General features: G+C 62.6%; 19 protein-coding genes and 1 pseudogene. 8 read left to right on the top strand and 12 right to left on the bottom strand.

The features are described 5' to 3' along the window. Positions 1 to 105 precede the first annotated feature (105 nt). Positions 106 to 864, top strand: coding sequence for a hypothetical protein (locus tag NPS29_RS10480; protein WP_274132420.1), 759 nt, complete (start codon positions 106 to 108; stop codon positions 862 to 864). A gap of 227 nt (positions 865 to 1,091) precedes the next feature. Here the strand turns inward: NPS29_RS10480 and NPS29_RS10475 are convergent, their stop codons facing one another. Beyond that, positions 1,092 to 1,319: a hypothetical protein gene (locus NPS29_RS10475; protein WP_274132419.1), complete on the bottom strand. Its 228-nt coding sequence runs from the start codon at positions 1,317 to 1,319 to the stop codon at positions 1,092 to 1,094. 174 nt (positions 1,320 to 1,493) lie between these two features. On the opposite strand from NPS29_RS10475, the gene NPS29_RS10470 reads away from it, so the two are divergent. Beyond that, a complete protein-coding gene (locus NPS29_RS10470) occupies positions 1,494 to 2,102 on the top strand; it encodes a TetR/AcrR family transcriptional regulator (RefSeq protein ID WP_274132418.1) in 609 nt (202 codons plus the stop codon). A 3-nt stretch (positions 2,103 to 2,105) separates the two neighbouring features. On the opposite strand, the gene NPS29_RS10465 is transcribed toward NPS29_RS10470, so the two are convergent. Beyond that, positions 2,106 to 2,498: a response regulator gene (locus tag NPS29_RS10465; RefSeq protein WP_274132417.1), complete on the bottom strand. Its 393-nt coding sequence runs from the start codon at positions 2,496 to 2,498 to the stop codon at positions 2,106 to 2,108. Between the two features lie 549 nt (positions 2,499 to 3,047). On the opposite strand from NPS29_RS10465, the pseudogene NPS29_RS28845 reads away from it, so the two are divergent. The 4 genes and pseudogenes from NPS29_RS28845 to NPS29_RS10450 all read left to right on the top strand — a co-directional run. Continuing rightward, positions 3,048 to 3,821, top strand: a pseudogene (locus NPS29_RS28845) (cache domain-containing protein); the annotation flags it as partial. 123 nt (positions 3,822 to 3,944) lie between these two features. Continuing rightward, positions 3,945 to 4,679: a methyl-accepting chemotaxis protein gene (locus NPS29_RS28840; protein WP_400781419.1), complete on the top strand. Its 735-nt coding sequence runs from the start codon at positions 3,945 to 3,947 to the stop codon at positions 4,677 to 4,679. Positions 4,680 to 4,846: 167 nt separating this feature from the next. Continuing rightward, positions 4,847 to 5,731, top strand: a complete 885-nt coding sequence (locus tag NPS29_RS10455; RefSeq protein WP_274132415.1) for an urea transporter — start codon at positions 4,847 to 4,849, stop codon at positions 5,729 to 5,731. A gap of 118 nt (positions 5,732 to 5,849) precedes the next feature. Further along, positions 5,850 to 6,848: a sulfate ABC transporter substrate-binding protein gene (locus tag NPS29_RS10450; protein ID WP_274132414.1), complete on the top strand. Its 999-nt coding sequence runs from the start codon at positions 5,850 to 5,852 to the stop codon at positions 6,846 to 6,848. A gap of 202 nt (positions 6,849 to 7,050) precedes the next feature. Here NPS29_RS10450 and NPS29_RS10445 read toward each other — a convergent pair whose 3' ends face one another. The 10 genes from NPS29_RS10445 to ccmA form a co-directional block, all read right to left on the bottom strand. Further along, positions 7,051 to 7,464 (bottom strand): hypothetical protein, encoded by a 414-nt coding sequence (locus tag NPS29_RS10445; RefSeq protein WP_274132413.1) that lies wholly within the window; start codon positions 7,462 to 7,464, stop codon positions 7,051 to 7,053. Between the two features lie 38 nt (positions 7,465 to 7,502). Further along, positions 7,503 to 8,708, bottom strand: a complete 1,206-nt coding sequence (ccmI, locus tag NPS29_RS10440) for a c-type cytochrome biogenesis protein CcmI (protein WP_274132412.1) — start codon at positions 8,706 to 8,708, stop codon at positions 7,503 to 7,505. Beyond that, complete coding sequence (locus NPS29_RS10435; RefSeq protein WP_274132410.1) at positions 8,705 to 9,178, bottom strand: cytochrome c-type biogenesis protein; 474 nt, start codon at positions 9,176 to 9,178, stop codon at positions 8,705 to 8,707. Before NPS29_RS10435 ends, ccmI begins: the two co-directional genes overlap by 4 nt. Further along, positions 9,175 to 9,711, bottom strand: a complete 537-nt coding sequence (locus tag NPS29_RS10430; protein WP_274132409.1) for a DsbE family thiol:disulfide interchange protein — start codon at positions 9,709 to 9,711, stop codon at positions 9,175 to 9,177. Before NPS29_RS10430 ends, NPS29_RS10435 begins: the two co-directional genes overlap by 4 nt. Then, positions 9,708 to 11,681 (bottom strand): heme lyase CcmF/NrfE family subunit, encoded by a 1,974-nt coding sequence (locus tag NPS29_RS10425; RefSeq protein ID WP_274132408.1) that lies wholly within the window; start codon positions 11,679 to 11,681, stop codon positions 9,708 to 9,710. The genes NPS29_RS10430 and NPS29_RS10425 overlap by 4 nt, the downstream gene beginning before the upstream one ends. A 3-nt stretch (positions 11,682 to 11,684) precedes the next feature. Continuing rightward, positions 11,685 to 12,164 carry a cytochrome c maturation protein CcmE gene (ccmE, locus tag NPS29_RS10420; protein ID WP_274132407.1) on the bottom strand — a complete coding sequence of 160 codons (480 nt, stop codon included), beginning with the start codon at positions 12,162 to 12,164 and terminating at the stop codon, positions 11,685 to 11,687. Then, a complete protein-coding gene (gene ccmD / locus NPS29_RS10415; protein ID WP_274132406.1) occupies positions 12,161 to 12,337 on the bottom strand; it encodes a heme exporter protein CcmD in 177 nt (58 codons plus the stop codon). Before ccmD ends, ccmE begins: the two co-directional genes overlap by 4 nt. After that, on the bottom strand, positions 12,334 to 13,137 hold the full coding sequence (locus NPS29_RS10410) for a heme ABC transporter permease (protein WP_274132498.1): 804 nt from the start codon (positions 13,135 to 13,137) through the stop codon (positions 12,334 to 12,336). Before NPS29_RS10410 ends, ccmD begins: the two co-directional genes overlap by 4 nt. Positions 13,138 to 13,286: 149 nt before the next feature. Beyond that, on the bottom strand, positions 13,287 to 13,958 hold the full coding sequence (ccmB, locus tag NPS29_RS10405; RefSeq protein WP_274132405.1) for a heme exporter protein CcmB: 672 nt from the start codon (positions 13,956 to 13,958) through the stop codon (positions 13,287 to 13,289). Beyond that, entirely contained in the window at positions 13,955 to 14,590 is a 636-nt protein-coding gene (gene ccmA, locus NPS29_RS10400) for a cytochrome c biogenesis heme-transporting ATPase CcmA (RefSeq protein ID WP_274132404.1), read from the bottom strand. Before ccmA ends, ccmB begins: the two co-directional genes overlap by 4 nt. A gap of 166 nt (positions 14,591 to 14,756) precedes the next feature. Between ccmA and NPS29_RS10395 the strand changes: the two genes are divergently transcribed. After that, positions 14,757 to 16,385, top strand: coding sequence for a flagellar hook-length control protein FliK (locus NPS29_RS10395; RefSeq protein WP_274132403.1), 1,629 nt, complete (start codon positions 14,757 to 14,759; stop codon positions 16,383 to 16,385). Further along, positions 16,385 to 16,705, top strand: coding sequence for an EscU/YscU/HrcU family type III secretion system export apparatus switch protein (locus tag NPS29_RS10390; RefSeq protein ID WP_274132402.1), 321 nt, complete (start codon positions 16,385 to 16,387; stop codon positions 16,703 to 16,705). Before NPS29_RS10395 ends, NPS29_RS10390 begins: the two co-directional genes overlap by 1 nt. The last annotated feature ends 150 nt before the right edge of the window (positions 16,706 to 16,855 follow it).

Raw genomic sequence — 16,855 nt, 5'->3', positions numbered from 1 at the left:
TTTCCATTCGACCAGCTTTTAACGCCCGCCAATGGACTATGCCCCCCGTCGGCCCTCGCCAGACGCCACTTCTAATAATGTGTCTGACCCATTTCGGTATAGCCCATGAATAAACTCCCACAGATTACCCTCGCGTTCTGGATCATGAAGATCTGCGCCACGACGCTGGGTGAAACCGCTGGTGACCTGCTGTCCATGACCCTGGACGTTGGTTACTTGATGAGTTCGCTGATTCTGATCAGCGTGTTTGTCGTCACCTTACTCACCCAACTTGCGTCCAAACGTTACAACCCGGCGCTGTACTGGATCGTCATTCTGTCGACCAGCACGGCGGGCACCACGATGTCCGATTTCATGGATCGCACGCTAGGACTGGGGTATGCGGCGGGCTCGGCGATTCTGGTGGCCATCCTGCTGGCGATCTTCTCGGTCTGGTACCTGAGCGAGAAATCGTTGTCGGTCAGCCGCGTGACGACGCTGAAGGCGGAATTGTTCTACTGGTTCGCGATTCTGTTTTCCAACACCCTGGGTACTGCGCTGGGTGATTTCCTGGCGGACGATTCGGGGCTGGGCTTTGCCGGCGGCGCGCTGTTGATCGGTTCGGGTATCGCTGTGGTGGCGGTGCTGCACTACACCACGCGCCTGTCGTCGGTGGCGCTGTTCTGGATCGCGTTCGTGCTGACCCGGCCGTTCGGCGCGACCCTGGGCGATGTGCTGACCAAGCCCCATGAAAAAGGCGGGCTGGATTTTGGTACCGTGGGATCGTCGATGGTGTTGCTGAGCATCTTGGTGGTGCTGGTGGGCGTGGCGATGTTCTACCACCGCAAACCGGCCAAGGCCTATGCGCAGGTCGCCGATAATTGACGGGTATGGGGGCAGTCTTGAGATCGCCGACGCCGGCAAGCCGGACTGCTACGGGGCAGAGTGTTCATTAAATCTGGGGAGTTATTGATTGACCTGTGGGAGCGGGCTTGCCCGCGAATGCGTCAGCCTTGACGCTTCGAAGGTGCTGGATCCACCGCCTTCGCGGGCAAGCCCGCTCCCACAGTTCAGGGCCAAGTAGTGATCGCCGACGTTGGCACGCCGGACTGCTACGGCGTGCGTTTTTCCCATGGCATCGGTTTGCCTGCCCTGACCTTGGCGTTGAGCGCGCGCAGCAGCTCCAGCGGGTCGCGGTCTTCCAGGGCGTGGCTTTGCTCGTCCACCCAGGTCATGACTTGTTGCCGGTCAAGCGTCGGCCGGCGATGAAGGATTTCCACCAGTTGTCGTTCGCAATGTTGGGCATAGGCAACGACGCTGGAAAACAAAGGGCTGTTCATGCTGCTGTCACCTCGCCGTTCAGATCCGGTTCATTCCCCGCTCCCATGCCCGCCAGAAACCCGGACACGGTCACTCCACTGACCGGATCATAGCGCGTTCGCCGCAATCTTGAGCCTGCCGCGAGGCCGGTGCTACCATTCGCCACCGCCGAGCCGGCAAGGACATTCCGCTTTATGAGCAGCATCCGCGAGCGCAACAAAGAACTGATCCTGCGCGCAGCCAGTGAAGAATTCGCCGACAAGGGCTTCGCCGCCACCAAGACCAGCGACATCGCCGCCAAGGCTGGCGTGCCCAAGCCCAACGTCTATTACTACTTCAAATCCAAGGACAACCTCTACCGCGAGGTGCTCGAAAGCATCATCGAGCCGATCATGCAGGCCTCGACGCCCTTCAATCGCCAGGGGGTCCCGGCTGAAGTACTGAGCGGCTACATCCGCTCCAAGATCCGCATTTCCCGCGACCTGCCCTTCGCCTCCAAGGTGTTCGCCAGCGAGATCATGCACGGTGCGCCGCACCTGACCGCCGAGCAGGCCGAGCAGCTCAACGCCCAGGCCCGGCACAACATCGAGTGCATCCAGGGCTGGATCGACGACGGCCTGATCGCCCCGCTCGACCCGCACCACCTGATGTTCAGCATCTGGGCCGCGACCCAGACGTACGCGGACTTCGACTGGCAGATTTCCTCGGTCACCGGCAAGGCCAAGCTGGACGACGCCGACTACGAAGCCGCCGCCCAGACCATCGTGCGCCTGGTGCTCAAGGGGTGTGAGCCGGATCGTTGAGGCTTATGGCGCCTTGCCCGATTGCAGGGCCTTGTCGACGCCATCGAGCAGTTGCCCGAAGCTCCACGGCTTGCGGATAAAGGTCACCTGATGCTGCACGCCGGAGCTTTCCGGCGTTTCGTGGCCAGACATGATCAGGATGGGAATCTGCGGCCACTTGTTACCCGACAGGTTGGCCAGATCGGCTCCATTCAACGTGCCCGGCATGAGAATGTCGGTCAGCAGCAGCGACACGCGGTCGGCGTGCTCATCGAGAAACCTCACCGCGTCGTCGGCGTTCTCCAGGGCATGGGTCGAGAAACCCTCGTCGCCCAGAATCTCGCACACGAAATCACGGATGATCGACTCATCTTCAACCACCAGGATGAGGCGTTTTTCCTGCTCGTTTGCTGCCATTTGCGCTGCACCCACCATAATTCTTCCCGTCACCTGTCCGGCTGGTCCTGTCCTGGACTCCGGCTGCTGTCGGTACTGTGAACGGCGCGCGCGCTGGAAATTCCATTCAGTGACGAGATTTGATTGAAACGGTTGTAAGGGCAGCCTTTCAGGCATAAAAAAACCCGCCGAAGCGGGTTTGTGCAAGACCGTCCAAAATCCATGTCGGCAGCCATTCCTGGCGAACGGTCGATCGTCCCTGATCCCGCAGCGTTCCTTCGTTGCGGTTGATGGGATCCAATTTACTGTGATAACTGGATCCCATCCAGAGCCAAAATCTCCATTTCGTGTAAGCCTTTGGCTATATCGATGGCATTCTGACGCCACTGTTTTGTTGGACTAATGGCCAATTGGCCATATTCGATGACTGGCTGTACAAATCCGCATGCCGCTCTCAGGTTTGTCCGGCACGGGCCGAGATGCTTGAAGACGAGCCCGCTGTCTGCCATTCGCCATGGTGCCTGACGAGGCTTGGCGCAATAACAAGAACAATGAAACGGAGTGACGATCATGAATATGCGTAACCTGTCGATCAGCCGGCGCCTGTGGCTGATTCTAATCGTCGCCGTGCTGATGCTGTTCACCCTGGCCGTGGCCATGCTCAAGCAGATCCACGACGATCTGTACGACGCCAAGGCGCAGAAAACCATGCACGTGGTGCAGACCGCCAGCGGCCTTCTGGAGTATTACCAGGGCCTTGAAAACAGCGGCAAGCTGACCCGCGAACAGGCCCAGCAGCAGGCCATGGATGCCATTCGCGGCCTGCGCTACAACCAGACCGACTACTTCTGGATCAATGATCTGCGGCCTGTGATGATCATGCACCCGGCCCACCCCAAGCTGGTGGGACAGGATCTGTCCGGGGTGAAGGATCCGGACGGTTTCCAGGTCTTCAACGAAATGGTCACCCTGGCCAAGGCCAAGGGCGCCGGGATGGTCACCTATCGCTGGCCCAAGCCGGGCGCCAGCGAGCCGGTGCAGAAGACTTCCTACATCTCGCTGTTCACCCCGTGGGGCTGGATCATCGGCTCTGGCGTGTATGTCGATGACGTGCAGGCCGAGTTCCAGCAGCAGGTCATCAAGGCCCTGTCGATCAGCGCCGGGATCATTCTGGTAATGGCGCTGCTGTTGACCCTCATCGCACGCAGCATTGCCGGGCCGTTGAACGCCACCGTCGAGGCCATGGCCAGCATCGCCAGTGGCGAAAGCGACCTGACCCGCAGCCTTGAAACCCAGGGCAAGGACGAGATCACCCAACTGGCCGGGCATTTCAATGCATTCACCGCCAAACTGCGCGGGGTGGTCAGCCAATTGCAACTGTCGGCAGTGGGCCTGGGCCAGGCGTCGAGCGAACTGGGCAACAACGCGGTGCAGGCTCAGGAACGCAGCCAGCAGCAATCGCTGCAGATGGAACAGGTCGCGACCGCCATCAACGAAGTGACCTATGGCGTGCAGGATGTCGCCAAGAACGCGGAGCATGCCGCCAGCGAGATGCGCAGTGCCCAGTCCCAGGCGCAGCAGGGTCAGGCGAACATCGACAGCAGCCTCAAGCAGATCGATCACCTGTCCGGCACCATCAGCCAGGCGGTGGACGTGATCCGCACCCTGGCCAGTGAAAGCACCCAGATTGGCGGGGTGCTGGAAGTCATCAGCTCCATCGCCGAACAGACCAACCTGCTGGCCCTGAACGCTGCCATCGAAGCGGCGCGCGCAGGCGATCAGGGCCGCGGCTTTGCGGTGGTGGCCGACGAAGTGCGCCTGCTGGCGCAACGCACGCAGAAATCCACGGCGGAAATCCAGGCGATGATCGAACGCCTGCAAAGCCATTCCGATGCCGCCGTGAAAGTCATCAGCGACAGCAGCCGCTCCTCGCAACTGACCATCGAACAGGCGCACCTGGCCGGCCAGAGCCTGACCTCCATCAGCCAGGCCCTGCAAAACCTCAATGGCCTCAACGCCTCGATTGCCAGCGCGACGTTGCAGCAATCCCACGTAGTCGAAGACATCAACCAGAACGTGACCCAGGCCGCGCAGTTGTCCCAGGGCACCGCCATCGCCGCCGAGCAGTCCAGCGCCGCCAGTGCGCAGCTCAAGGGCTTGAGTGAGCAGTTGAACGGGTTGTTGCGGCAGTTCAGGGTGTAGATCTGGTGCAAACAGCCTTTGTAGGAGCGCGCTTGCCCGCGATCGGGATTTTCCGTTGCTCATGCGTCATTTGATACGGCGCAATCGCGGGCAAGCGCGCTCCTACTTGATAGAGGTTTGCCCTTCAGCCATTATGTATACAATAAAAAATAATATTGAATACATACATGCAAACCCTTCGATCTGCCCCCGCCTCCCACTGTCCCGACTGGGCCGAAGCGCTGCTCAATGGCTTCAGCCAGGTGCTTCTGCAACGCAGTCCCCTGTGTGGCTTGATGTGCCTGCTGGCGATTCTCATCAGTGCGCCCTCCTCCCTTGGCGGCGCGCTGCTCGGTGCCGTGTCGGGCCTGCTGACCGCGCAGCGTCGCGGTTACCCCAAGGCCGAGCGGCAGTCCGGGGTGTACAGCTATAACGGCGTGCTGCTGGGCTTGCTGATCTGCTATCGGTTCGAATGGTCGCCGATGCTGCCCCTGCTGGTCATCGCCTGTGGCGGGCTGAGCGCGATGCTGATGCACGCCTGGCTGCAACGCACGCCCAGGGCGTCTTGCCTGAAGGCCTACACCGCGCCGTTCGTGCTGTTCAGCTGGGTACTGCTGACCTTTGCCGAGCCGATGCCCGCCGCCCCGATGGTCGATACCGGTCTGCTCCAGGCGCTTCCGGTGGGCCTGGGCCAGGTGTTTCTGCTGGACCATCCGCTGGCAGGCGTGCTGATCGGCATCGGCTTGCTGCTGTCCAGCCGCAACGCTGCATTGTGGGCGGCCTTCGGCTGCGTCAGCGGAGTGGCCTTCGCCCTCTGGCAGCAGGAAACCAATCTGGCCTTGCTGGGGCTTGCCGGTTACAACCCGGCGCTGGCGGCTCTGGCGTTCAGCCATATACGCCACAAGCCCTGGCTGCCAGCCATCGCCGTCGCACTGGCGATCCTGCTCCAACCGGGTTTTTCCAGTCTGGGCCTGGCGACGTTGACCGCGCCGTTCATCCTCTCCTGCTGGCTGGTGCAGGCAGGTGGCCGTCTGTTTCGACAGTCTGTGCAGGATCGCCCGCTGCGTTTTTAAACGGTCATAAGTACAGAAGTTTTTAATCTATAAGACGCTAACCGTTTTCGTTATAGTCGCGGCCATTAGCCATCCCTTTTTTCATAAGAATAATCGCGACACGACAAAGGAATTCGCAGTGAAAAAAATCTTCGCCGCCTCGATGCTGACCTGCGCCATGGCCTTCGCCAGCGCCGCCCACGCCGCCCCTGAGCTGCTCAACGTCTCCTACGACGTGATGCGCGACTTCTACAAAGACTACAACGCTGCTTTCCAGAAGCACTGGCAGGACGAGCACAAGGAAGACGTCACCCTTAAGATGTCATTCGGCGGTTCGAGCAAACAGGCCCGCGCCGTGATCGACGGGCTGCAGGCGGACGTCATCACCATGAACATGGCAACCGACATCAACGCCCTGGCCGACAATGGCGAACTGGTCCCGAAAAACTGGGTCGAGCGCCTGCCCAACCACAGCGCGCCGTTCACTTCCGCCACTGTGTTCATCGTGCGCAAGGGCAACCCCAAGCATTTGAAAGACTGGCCGGACCTGGTCAAGGATGGCGTCGAAGTCGTGGTGCCGAACCCGAAAACCTCGGGCAACGGCCGCTACACCTACCTGTCGGCGTGGGGCTACACCCTGAAGAATGGCGGCGATGAAGCAGCGGCGAAGAAATTCGTCGGCGAGTTGTTCAGCCACGTGCCAGTACTGGACACGGGCGGTCGCGGTGCTACCACCACCTTCATGACCAACCAGATCGGCGACGTGCTGGTGACCTTCGAAAACGAAGCCGAGATGATCGCCCGCGAGTTTGGCCGCGATCAGTTCGAAGTGGTCTACCCAAGCGTCTCTGCCGAGGCCGAGCCGCCGGTGAGCGTGGTCGACAAGGTGGTGGACAAGAAAGGCACCCGCGCCGCCGCCGAGGAATACCTGAAATACCTGTGGTCGGCCCAGGGCCAGGAAATCGCCGCCGCCAACTACCTGCGCCCACGGGACCCGGCAGTCCTGGCCAAGTACACCGACCGCTTCCCGAAAGTCGACTTCCTGTCAGTGGAGAAGACCTTCGGCGACTGGCGCACCGTGCAGAAGACGCACTTCGTCGATGGCGGAGTGTTTGACCAGATCTACCCCGCCAAGTAAGGGGTTGGGATGAAATGAAAACGGCGACCCATCGAGGTCGCCGTTTTTTATTTAGCCCCGCCTCACCCCGCCCCTGTAGGAGTGAGCTTGCTCGCGATTGCTGTTAGCCAGACGACGCGATGTTGATGAACAGACGCTATCGCGAGCAAGCTCACTCCTACAGGATCGTGGCGCAGCACGCCAATCGGTCAGGCTACGACAATCAATTCCCGAACTGGCGGCTCAGCCCGGCCGGTACGCCGCTCGAATCGGTTTCCTGCCACGGCCCGGCTGGCGAGGTGGCCCAGGTCCAGCCGTTGTTCCAGCGGTAGTAGGTGCGCTGGCGGTAGAAGGTGTTGGGGACGTTATCCAGCACGTGCACGCCCAGTCTGGCGTCCCAGTGGCTGTGGCCACCCGGCGGCGGGGCGAAGTTGGCGCTGGTTTTCGGGCCCGACGGGATCGGCATCGTGGGCGGGGTCTGCGGCGTGGTGCGCGGCGTTCCCGGCTGCGGGGTGGGCGATGGCCCGGGAATCGTGGGAATCGGTTCCGAACTCTGCGGACCTGGGCGCTGGACCGCACAGGCGGCGCTCAGCGCCACCACCACACTCAGCAAGGCAAATCGTGCGACGCGATACATAAAGGCATCTCTTTTGTGTCAGGGCCGCACGACCAGAATCATTGATCGGGGCTGTCGATGGTCAGGGCCTGGCGGGCCGTCACGTTGCTGGGCAGCGGTTGACTGCGGCCGATCCACTCACCGGAAGTCGGCTGGCCAGCACGGGATACCCGGGCCACCAATTGGACTTCCGGAAAGTTCGACAGTTTCAGCTGCGGCATCATCGCATCAGCATCTGTCAGCTCGACTTCCACCGGCAGATCCGCCACGGTCACCCGTTTGACCGCCAAGGGTGCGGGCGGACCGGACACAGCGCGGGCAAAGACAAACACCGTGTCGCCCGGTTGCACCTGGGTCTTGAGCTCGTCGGCGAGGGTCACCCTCACCTTCAGATGCGCGCCGGCAGCCGCCACCAGCGGTGCGTCTTTCAGCGTGCCGCCGCTCTGCACCAGGCGGTCGCTGGCCTTGGCAATACCACCTTCGAGGGCAGTGCGCGAAGGATCGTCAGGCGGCAGTACGGCCAACAGGCGACGCCAGTAATCCACTGCCTCCTGGAAATGCTGGCTCTCGAACGCATTGATCCCTTTCAGCCCCAGGCTGGTAGGCTCTCTGGGGTCGGCCTTCAGCGCTTCATCGGCCAGCCCCTGGATCTGCGGGATCCAGGCCTTGTTGCCAGCGAAGTACAACGACTGCGCCCACTGCCCCAGCAGCTCTGGCTGACGCCCCGCCAGCGCAACGGCGGCTTCGAACATCTTCGCCGCATCGGCCGGGCGATCCTGGGCCATATAGGTGCGAGCCAGGAAATAGATGCTTTCGGCAGAATCGGGCTGGGCCTTGACCGCCCGCTCCAGGCGATCGGTCATCTGCGCCAACGAAGCTGGCGGCTTGGCGAATTCGCGAGTCAGTTCGACCTTGTCACTGGCACCGTAGTGCAGATAGAGCCCCAGACCCAGCACCGGAACCAGCACGGCCGCCAGCAACGGCAGCGGCTTGCCCAAGCGCCCGACCCGGTCTGGCGAGACGCCTTCGGTGTCGGCCAGCAACTCGCGGGCGGCCTCGGCACGGCCGCTGTCCATCTGTTCTGCCGAGAGCACGCCTTCTGCCTGCTGCGCTTGCAGCTCGGCCAGGCGCTCCTGGTACAGGGCGACGTTCAGGGCGGTGCGATCCTCCTCGCTTTGCGCACGACGACCGCGCAACACCGGGATCAGCAGAAAACTCAGGGCCACCAGCAACAGCAGGCCGGCCGCTAGCCAGAAATCGATCATTCGTTTTTGTTATCCAGCAGGTGGGCGAGGCGCTGACGCTCCTCGTCGGAAAGCACATCGGTCTGTGGGGTATGCTGCTTGCGCCGACGGGCAACTATCACCCCGATCAGCACCACGCCTCCCAGCAACAGGCCGCCAGGGCCGAACCAGAGCAGCCAGGTGTGGGCGTTCAGTTCAGGCTTGTAGCGCACGAACTCGCCGTAGCGGTCGACCATGAAGTCGATGATCTGCTGGTTGCTCTGGCCTTCGCCGAGCATGCGGTAGATCTCCTTGCGCAGGTCAGCGGCAATCGGCGCGTTGGAGTCGGCGATGTCCTGGTTCTGGCATTTGGGGCAGCGCAACTCGCGGGTCAGCTCGGTGTAGCGGGCACGCTCGGCGTCGTCCTTGAAGGTGTAGGCGTCGATGGCGGCGTGGGCAGCGCCGGCGAAGGCCAGCATCAGCAGCGCAGCGGCTTGCAACAGGCGCCTCATTGCTTGCCCTCGTCAACCAACCCCTGATACAGCCCAGCGAGTTTTTCACGCCAGACCGTCTCGTCGATCACGCCCACATGTTTGTAGCGAATGATGCCCTTGCGGTCGATCAGGAAGGTCTCCGGCGCGCCATACACGCCAAGGTTCAAGCCCAGGCTGCCGGCCTCGTCGTTGATGTTGAGCTGGTAGGGGTCATGAAAATCCTTGAGCCACTTGAGGGCGTCGGCGTTGACGTCCTTGTAGTTGACGCCGTAGATCACCACACCCCGCTGCGCCAGTTGGGTCAGCACCGGGTGCTCGACGCGGCAGGCGATGCACCAGGTGCCCCAGACGTTGACCAGCGCCGGTTTGCCCACGAGATTGGCGCGGGTCAGCGGTTTGCCGTCCTGCACCGAAGGCAGGGAAAACTCGGGGAACGGCTTGTCGATCAGCGCCGACGGCAGTTCCGAAGGATCCAGGTACAGGCCGCGGTAAAGAAACGCCGCCATACCCAGGAACAGCACCAGAGGAATCAACAACACCCAACGCTTCATACCGCAGCTCCCGACAGCCCCAACGCATCCCGCACTTTTGCCCTGACCTTGACTCGATAACGCTTGTCCAGCGCAGCCAGCAGGCCGCCCAGTGCGGTGATGAGCCCACCGAACCAGATCCAGCGCACGAACGGCTTGACGTGCACCCGCACCGCCCAGGCGCCGTTATCCAGCGGCTCGCCCAGGGCAACGTAGAGGTCACGGGTGAAGCCGGCGTCAATGCCGGCTTCGGTCATCATCGAGCGCTGCACGGTGTACAGACGTTTTTCAGGGTGCAGCACCGTCACTTCCTTGCCGCCTTCGAGCACGCGAATCGTGCCTTTGTCGGAGGTGAAGTTGGGGCCTTGAACGTGTTTGGCCCCTTCGAAGACGAACATGTAGCCGCCCAACTCGACCGACTCCCCTGGCGCCAGGCGCAGGTCGCGCTCGGCGCTGTTCTGGCTCGACAACACCACGCCCAGCGCCACCACTGCGATGCCCAGGTGCGCCACCTGCATGCCCCAATAGCTGCGCGTCAGGGCGCGCATGCCCTTGAGCAGGCCCTTGTGGCGGGTCTTGTCCAGCACGTCGCGTACACCGGCCAGCAACACCCAGGCCGCCAGCAGGCAGGTGGCGAGCACCGCCCAGTGGAAATCCGCCATGGCGAAACCGGCGATCACCGCCAGCACCGCGCTGCCGACCAGCACCGGCGCCAGCATGCTCATCAGCCACTTGACCGGGGTGTCTTTCCAGCGCACCAGCACACCTACGGCCATCACGGCCATGAGCACGCCCATCAAGGGCACGAACATCGCGTTGAAATATGGTGGGCCGACCGACATCTTCGCCCCGCTCAAAGCATCGAGCACCAATGGGTACAGGGTGCCGAGCAGAATCATCGAGGCCGCCACCACCAGCACCAGGTTGTTACCCAGCAGCAGGGTTTCCCGCGACCACAGGCCGAAACCGACATGGCTTTTGACCACCGGCGCGCGGATCGCGAACAGCGTCAACGAACCGCCCACCACCAGCAACAGGAACGCCAGGATGAACACGCCGCGAGCAGGGTCCGAGGCGAAGGCGTGAACCGACGTCAGCACGCCGGAGCGCACGAGGAAGGTCCCCAGCAGGCTCAGAGAGAACGCCGCGATGGCGAGCAGCACAGTCCAGCTCTTGAACACGCCGCGTTTCTCGGTGACGGCCAGCGAGTGGATCAGCGCCGTGCCCACCAGCCAAGGCATGAAGGATGCGTTTTCCACCGGGTCCCAGAACCACCAGCCGCCCCAGCCCAGCTCGTAATAGGCCCACCACGAGCCCAGGGTGATGCCGATGCCCAGAAAGCCCCACGCCACGATGGTCCATGGCCGCGACCAGCGGGCCCAGGCAGCGTCCAGGCGCCCGCCGAGCAACGCGGCGATGGCGAAGGCGAAGGCCACGGAGAACCCGACGTAGCCCATGTACAGCATCGGTGGGTGAATGATCAGCCCCGGATCCTGGAGCAGCGGGTTCAGATCGCGGCCGTCCTGGGGCACCTGCGGCAGGATGCGGCTGAACGGGTTGGAGGTCAGGATCAGGAACAGCAGGAAGCCCACGCTGATCATGCCCATGACCGCCAGCACCCGCGCCAGCATCACTTGCGGCAACTGGCGAGAGAACACCGACACGGCGAAGGTCCAGCCGCCGAGGATCAACGCCCAGAGCAGCAGCGAGCCCTCGTGGGCGCCCCACACGGCGCTGAATTTGTAGTACCAGGGCAAGGCGCTGTTGGAGTTTTCGGCGATGTAGGCCACCGAAAAGTCGTCGACCATGAATGAGTACGTCAGGCAGCCAAAGGCGAACAGCAGGAAGGCGAACTGCCCCCAGGCGGCTGGCTGGGCCAGGCCCATCCAGGCGCGATCCCCACGCCAGGCGCCAAACAGCGGGACGATGGCCTGCACAATGGCAAAGCACAGGGCCAGGATCATGGCCAGGTGGCCGAGTTCGGGAATCATGGCTTACCCCTGTTTGGCCGGCGCATAGGACGCACCCGCCGGTTGGTTCGGTGCGGTTTGACCGCTGTCTTTCAACGCTTTGGTCACTTCCGGCGGCATGTACTTTTCATCGTGCTTGGCTAGCACCTCATCGGCGACCACCACGCCATCGGCGTTGAGCTTGCCCAGCGCGACGATGCCCTGCCCTTCGCGGAACAGGTCCGGGAGGATGCCGCGATAGGTGATGGTCACTGACTTGTTGAAATCGGTGACCACGAAGGTCACGTCCAGCGAATCGGAGGAACGCTGCAACGAACCCTTCTCCACCATGCCGCCGGCACGGATACGCGTGTCGTGGGGCGCTTCACCACTGGCGATCTGGGTCGGGGTGTAGAACAGGTTGATGTTTTCCTGCAGGGCGCTGAGGGCCAGGGTGACAGCGACGCCGACCCCGGCAAGGATCGCGACGATAATCAACAGGCGCTTCTTTCGCAGCGGATTCACGAATGCTTCTCCCGGCGCAGACGACGCGCCTCTTGTTGCAGGTAACGCCAACGCGCCAGCAAAGGTGACGCGACGTTGATGGCCAGCACCATCAGGCAGATGCCGTAGGCGGTCCAGACGAACAGCCCGTGCTTGCCCATGGCGAGAAAGTCGCCGAATGTCTCGAAACTCATGGCTGTGTCTCCTTGCCGGCAGCACCGCCCAGGCTTTTCATCACTTCATCCTTGACCCAGCCGGCCCGTGCCTCGCGCTTGAGCACTTCAAGGCGCATGCGCATCAGCAACACCGCGCCGAAGAAGCAATAGAAGCCCAGCGCCGTGAACAGCAACGGCAACCACATTTCAGCGGGCATGGCCGGTTTTTCGGTGAGGCTGAAGGTCGCGCCCTGATGCAGGGTGTTCCACCACTGCACCGAGTATTTGATGATCGGAATATTGACCACGCCGACGATGGCCAGCACCGCACAGGCCTTGGCCGCGCTGTCACGATTACTGATCGCGTTGCCCAGCGCAATGAGACCGAAGTACAGGAACAGCAGAATCAGCATGGACGTCAGGCGTGCATCCCACACCCACCATGAACCCCAGGTCGGCTTGCCCCAGATCGCCCCGGTAACCAGCGCCACGGCGGTCATCCAGGCGCCGATGGGCGCGGCGCACTGCAGCGCGACGTCGGCCATTTTCATCTTCCAGACCAAGCCGACCACGCCGCAGATCGCCAGCATCACGTAGCAGGACTGCGCCAGCATGGCAGAAGGCACGTGGATGTAGATGATGCGAAAGCTGTTGCCCTGCTGGTAGTCCGGTGGGGCGAAGGCCAGGCCCCAGACCACGCCAGTGCCGATCAGCAAGGCGGCAGCGATACTCAGCCAGGGCAGCAGGCGGCCGCTGATGCCGTAAAACCATTTCGGCGAACCCAGTTTGTGGAACCAGGCCCAACTGATGCCGCTCTTCGCCTTGGCGCTAGTGTTCATCATGTTGCCTTCATCAAGGTACTTGTCATCACGGTGTTTCAAGCCTGCTTGCAGAACCCAGGCACTTCTATTAGCTGAAGTGTCCTGCTGCCGATCGTATGAAGTCCAGCGAAGGATCTCAAAAAACTGTCTGATCGGTCAGAAATTCATTATTCGCCAACACTGATCTTCAAGCCAGCGGCAATTGCAAAAGGCGTCAGAGTTATCGCCAGAGCGGTCAGGCTGCCAAGCCAAAGCAGATAGCCGGTCGCAGGCATACCCTCAAGTGCAGCCTGCAGGGCGCCGCTGCCCAGAATCAGCACCGGGATGTACAGCGGCAGGATCAACAACGCCAGCAACAGGCCGCCGCGCTTGAGCCCCACCGTCAGCGCCGCGCCCACTGCGCCCAGCAGGCTCAACACCGGCGTTCCCAGCAGCAATGACAGCAGCAGAACCGGCAGGCAGGCGCTCGGCAACCCCAGCATCAGGGCCAATAGAGGCGCGAGCAAAACCAGTGCCAGCCCGGAAAAGGCCCAGTGTGCCGCCACCTTGGCTAGCACCAGCAATGCCAGGGGGTGTGACGAAAGCACCCATTGCTCAAGGGAGCCATCTTCGAAGTCGCTGCGGAACAGGCCGTCCAGCGACAGCAGCACTGACAACAATGCCGCCACCCACACCAAACCTGGGGACAGTGTCTGCAGCAATCGGGCCTCTGGCCCCACTGCCAGCGGAAACAGGGCGATGACGATGGCAAAGAATACCAGCGGGTTCAGCAGCTCGGCGGGACGACGAAACAGCAGCCGCGCTTCGCGGGCGATCAACAGGCTAAACACATGACTCATACGGCCCACTGCCCCAGGTCCAGGTCGCGATAACCGGCCGGCGTGCGGCTCAGCGTGTGGTGGGTGGTCAGCACCACGGTGCCGCCGTTCTCGCAATGGCTGGCCAGGTGCTCTTCCAGTTGCGCCACGCCTTGCTTGTCCAGCGCGGTGAACGGCTCGTCGAGCATCCACAACGCAGGTCCCGGCAGATACAGGCGGGCCAGCGCCACCCGACGCTTCTGCCCGGCCGACAACGTGTGACAGGGCACGTCTTCGAAGCCGCGCAGGCCGACGGCTTCAAGGGCCTGCCAGAGCTCACTGGATTGAACGCTGTGGTGCAGCGCGCACAGCCAGGTGAGATTTTCCACGGGGGTGAGCAAGTCCTTGATGCCCGCCGCGTGGCCGATCCACAGCAGGTTATGGGCCAGCGCACTGCGCTGTTCGGCCAGGGGCTTGCCGTCCAGCAGCACATCCCCTGCCGTGGGCCGCATCAGGCCGCTGAGCAGGCGCAGCAGGCTGGTCTTGCCACTGCCGTTGGGGCCGCTGATCTGTACCATGTCCCCGGGCGCCAGCTTCACGTCCAGGTGCTCGAACAAAAGGCGCCAGTCGCGTTCGCAGGCAAGCCCTACAGCTTCAAGAACAGGGATCTGCATGTGGACCTTCTTTTCGGATGGCAGGTGTCAAGTCGGCGACGGCATGGCCGTTATACTTATGCAGCTTAGTAATTGGCTGCCGATGTCGGTGCGCGATTATACATATCAGGGACCGATGTCCCTAAGACAGGCTTTCCAGAGCGCCATTTGACCGAGTCGGGATCTGATGACAGGCGATATACCCAATCTTTCTCCAGTCGCGGCGGCCACTGCCCTCTTGCGCGCAGGCGTGCCACCGGGCGAAGTGCTCAAGCTGATGGAGCCGCGCGCCGGCCTGCTCAACGCGGGGCAGGTCGCCAATGCCGAAGTGGTCAGCCTCAAACAGCTGGGCAACGACTTTCAGTTGCTGCTCAAGCTCACCATGGACAACGGCCGGCAGACCACCCTGCCCGTCTCCAGCACCCTGCCCCTGACGCCCGGCACCACAGTGAACGTGGCCCAGGGTTCAGCCGACACCCTGACCATCAGCGTTCAGGACTTGCAGAAGGCCATTACCAACAGCCTGACCAGCATCGACACCCGCCAGCTTCCCGCCGGGACCCTGCTGCAGGGCAAGGTGCTGACCACCCAGGTGGCGGCGCAGAATGTGGCGCAACTGGCCGGCACACCTGCCGGCGGCGCGACCACCCAGCCAGCGGTGTATCGCTCGATTGTGATGCTGCTCAATACCGCGCTGGCGGGCAGCAGCCTGACCATCGACAGTCCGCAGCCGCTGCGGGTGGGCAGCCTGCTCAGCGCACAGGTGCAGAACAGCCAGGCGCTGAACTTCGTTGCCATGCCCAATCGGCTTGATGAACTGGCTCTGGCCCAGCAACTCTCGACCCAGCAAAGCCGCCAGGGCTCGCTGCAAAGTCTCCTGACCGCCCTGCAGAACCTGCCGCCACCCAGCGCAGACACCCCGGACACCTTGCCGGCGAACCTGCGCGCCAGCGTCGAACAACTGCTCGCCGACCTGCCCGATCTTGCGCAGATGAGCACCGCCAAGGGTGTGGCCCAGGCGCTCAACGCCAGCGGGCTGTTCATGGAATCGCGCCTGCTGGCCGGGCAGAACCCGACGTTGGTGCCGGACATGAAAGCCAATCTGCTGCGGGTCATTGCGCAGATTCTTCCGGGCCTGCCGGATAACACCAGTTACAACGCTGCGGCCGCGGCCAATACCCTGGCGCGAGCGATGCCCAGCGTGATCCGCAACGCCCTCGGCACCTTGGGGCTGGTGGCCGCGCCCGGGCCGCAGAGCAGCTTTCCGTTGCCCGCCCGCACCTTGGGCAGTGCCGAAGGCAAGGATGACCTTGAGACGCTGTTGAAGCTTGCGGCGGGGGCCATTTCCCGCCTGCAAAGCCATCAACTCGGCGGCCTGGAGCAGACCCGCACCAACGCCGACGGTACCCAGGTCACCACCTGGCAGCTTGAGATCCCGATGCGCAACGCCCATGACATCGTGCCGTTGCAGGTCAAGGTTCAGCGCGAAGACACGCCTGAACGCGAGCAGGCGCCGGACAACGCCACTCAGGAGGTCAAGGAGAAGGAAAAGCTCTGGCGCGTGGAGCTGGCGTTCGATCTGGAGCCACTGGGACCGTTGCAGGTTCAGGCGCAGTTGATCGCCGGCAGCTTGTCCAGTCAGATGTGGGCACAGCGCGAAGGCGCAGCCGAATTGATCTCGGGCGAGCTGGACAACCTGCGCGCCCGCCTGGTGGCCTGCGGCCTGAACGTGAAGGAACTGGCGTGCAACCGCGGCGTGCCCAGCCAAGGCCCGCGTACCGTGCTGGAACAACGCTGGATCGACGAGAACGCCTGATGAGACAGCCCGAAACCAATCCACGCCAGGCCATTGCATTGAGCTACGACGGCCAGCAAGCCCCCACCCTCACCGCCAAGGGCGACGATGCCCTGGCCGAAGCGATCCTGGCGATCGCCCGGGAATACAAAGTCCCGATCTACGAAAACGCCGAACTGGTGAAAATGCTCGCGCGTATGGAACTGGGCGACAGCATTCCCCAGGAACTGTACCTGACCATTGCCGAAATCATCGCGTTTGCCTGGCATTTGAAGGGCAAGTTTCCGGTGGGGTTCGATCCGGATCCTGAGCCGGTGGAGCGGGATATCACCCCGCGCTAACGCGCCCACAGGTTTGGCGTGCGACGTGGTTGCGGAGGCGATCTTGACGCCGCCCCCGCCGGCAAGCCGTGCTGCTACGGGGTGGCGGTGAACGCAAAATTCCAGGAATGCCAGAGCGCCCGTAGCAGCCGGGCTTGCCCGCGGGAGCGA

It is taken from the genome of Pseudomonas putida, from assembly GCF_028682175.1.
GTDB lineage: Bacteria > Pseudomonadota > Gammaproteobacteria > Pseudomonadales > Pseudomonadaceae > Aquipseudomonas > Aquipseudomonas putida_AD.
The sequence above is the reverse complement of the archived record's forward strand: the minus strand, read 5'-3'. Positions and strand labels throughout refer to the sequence as shown.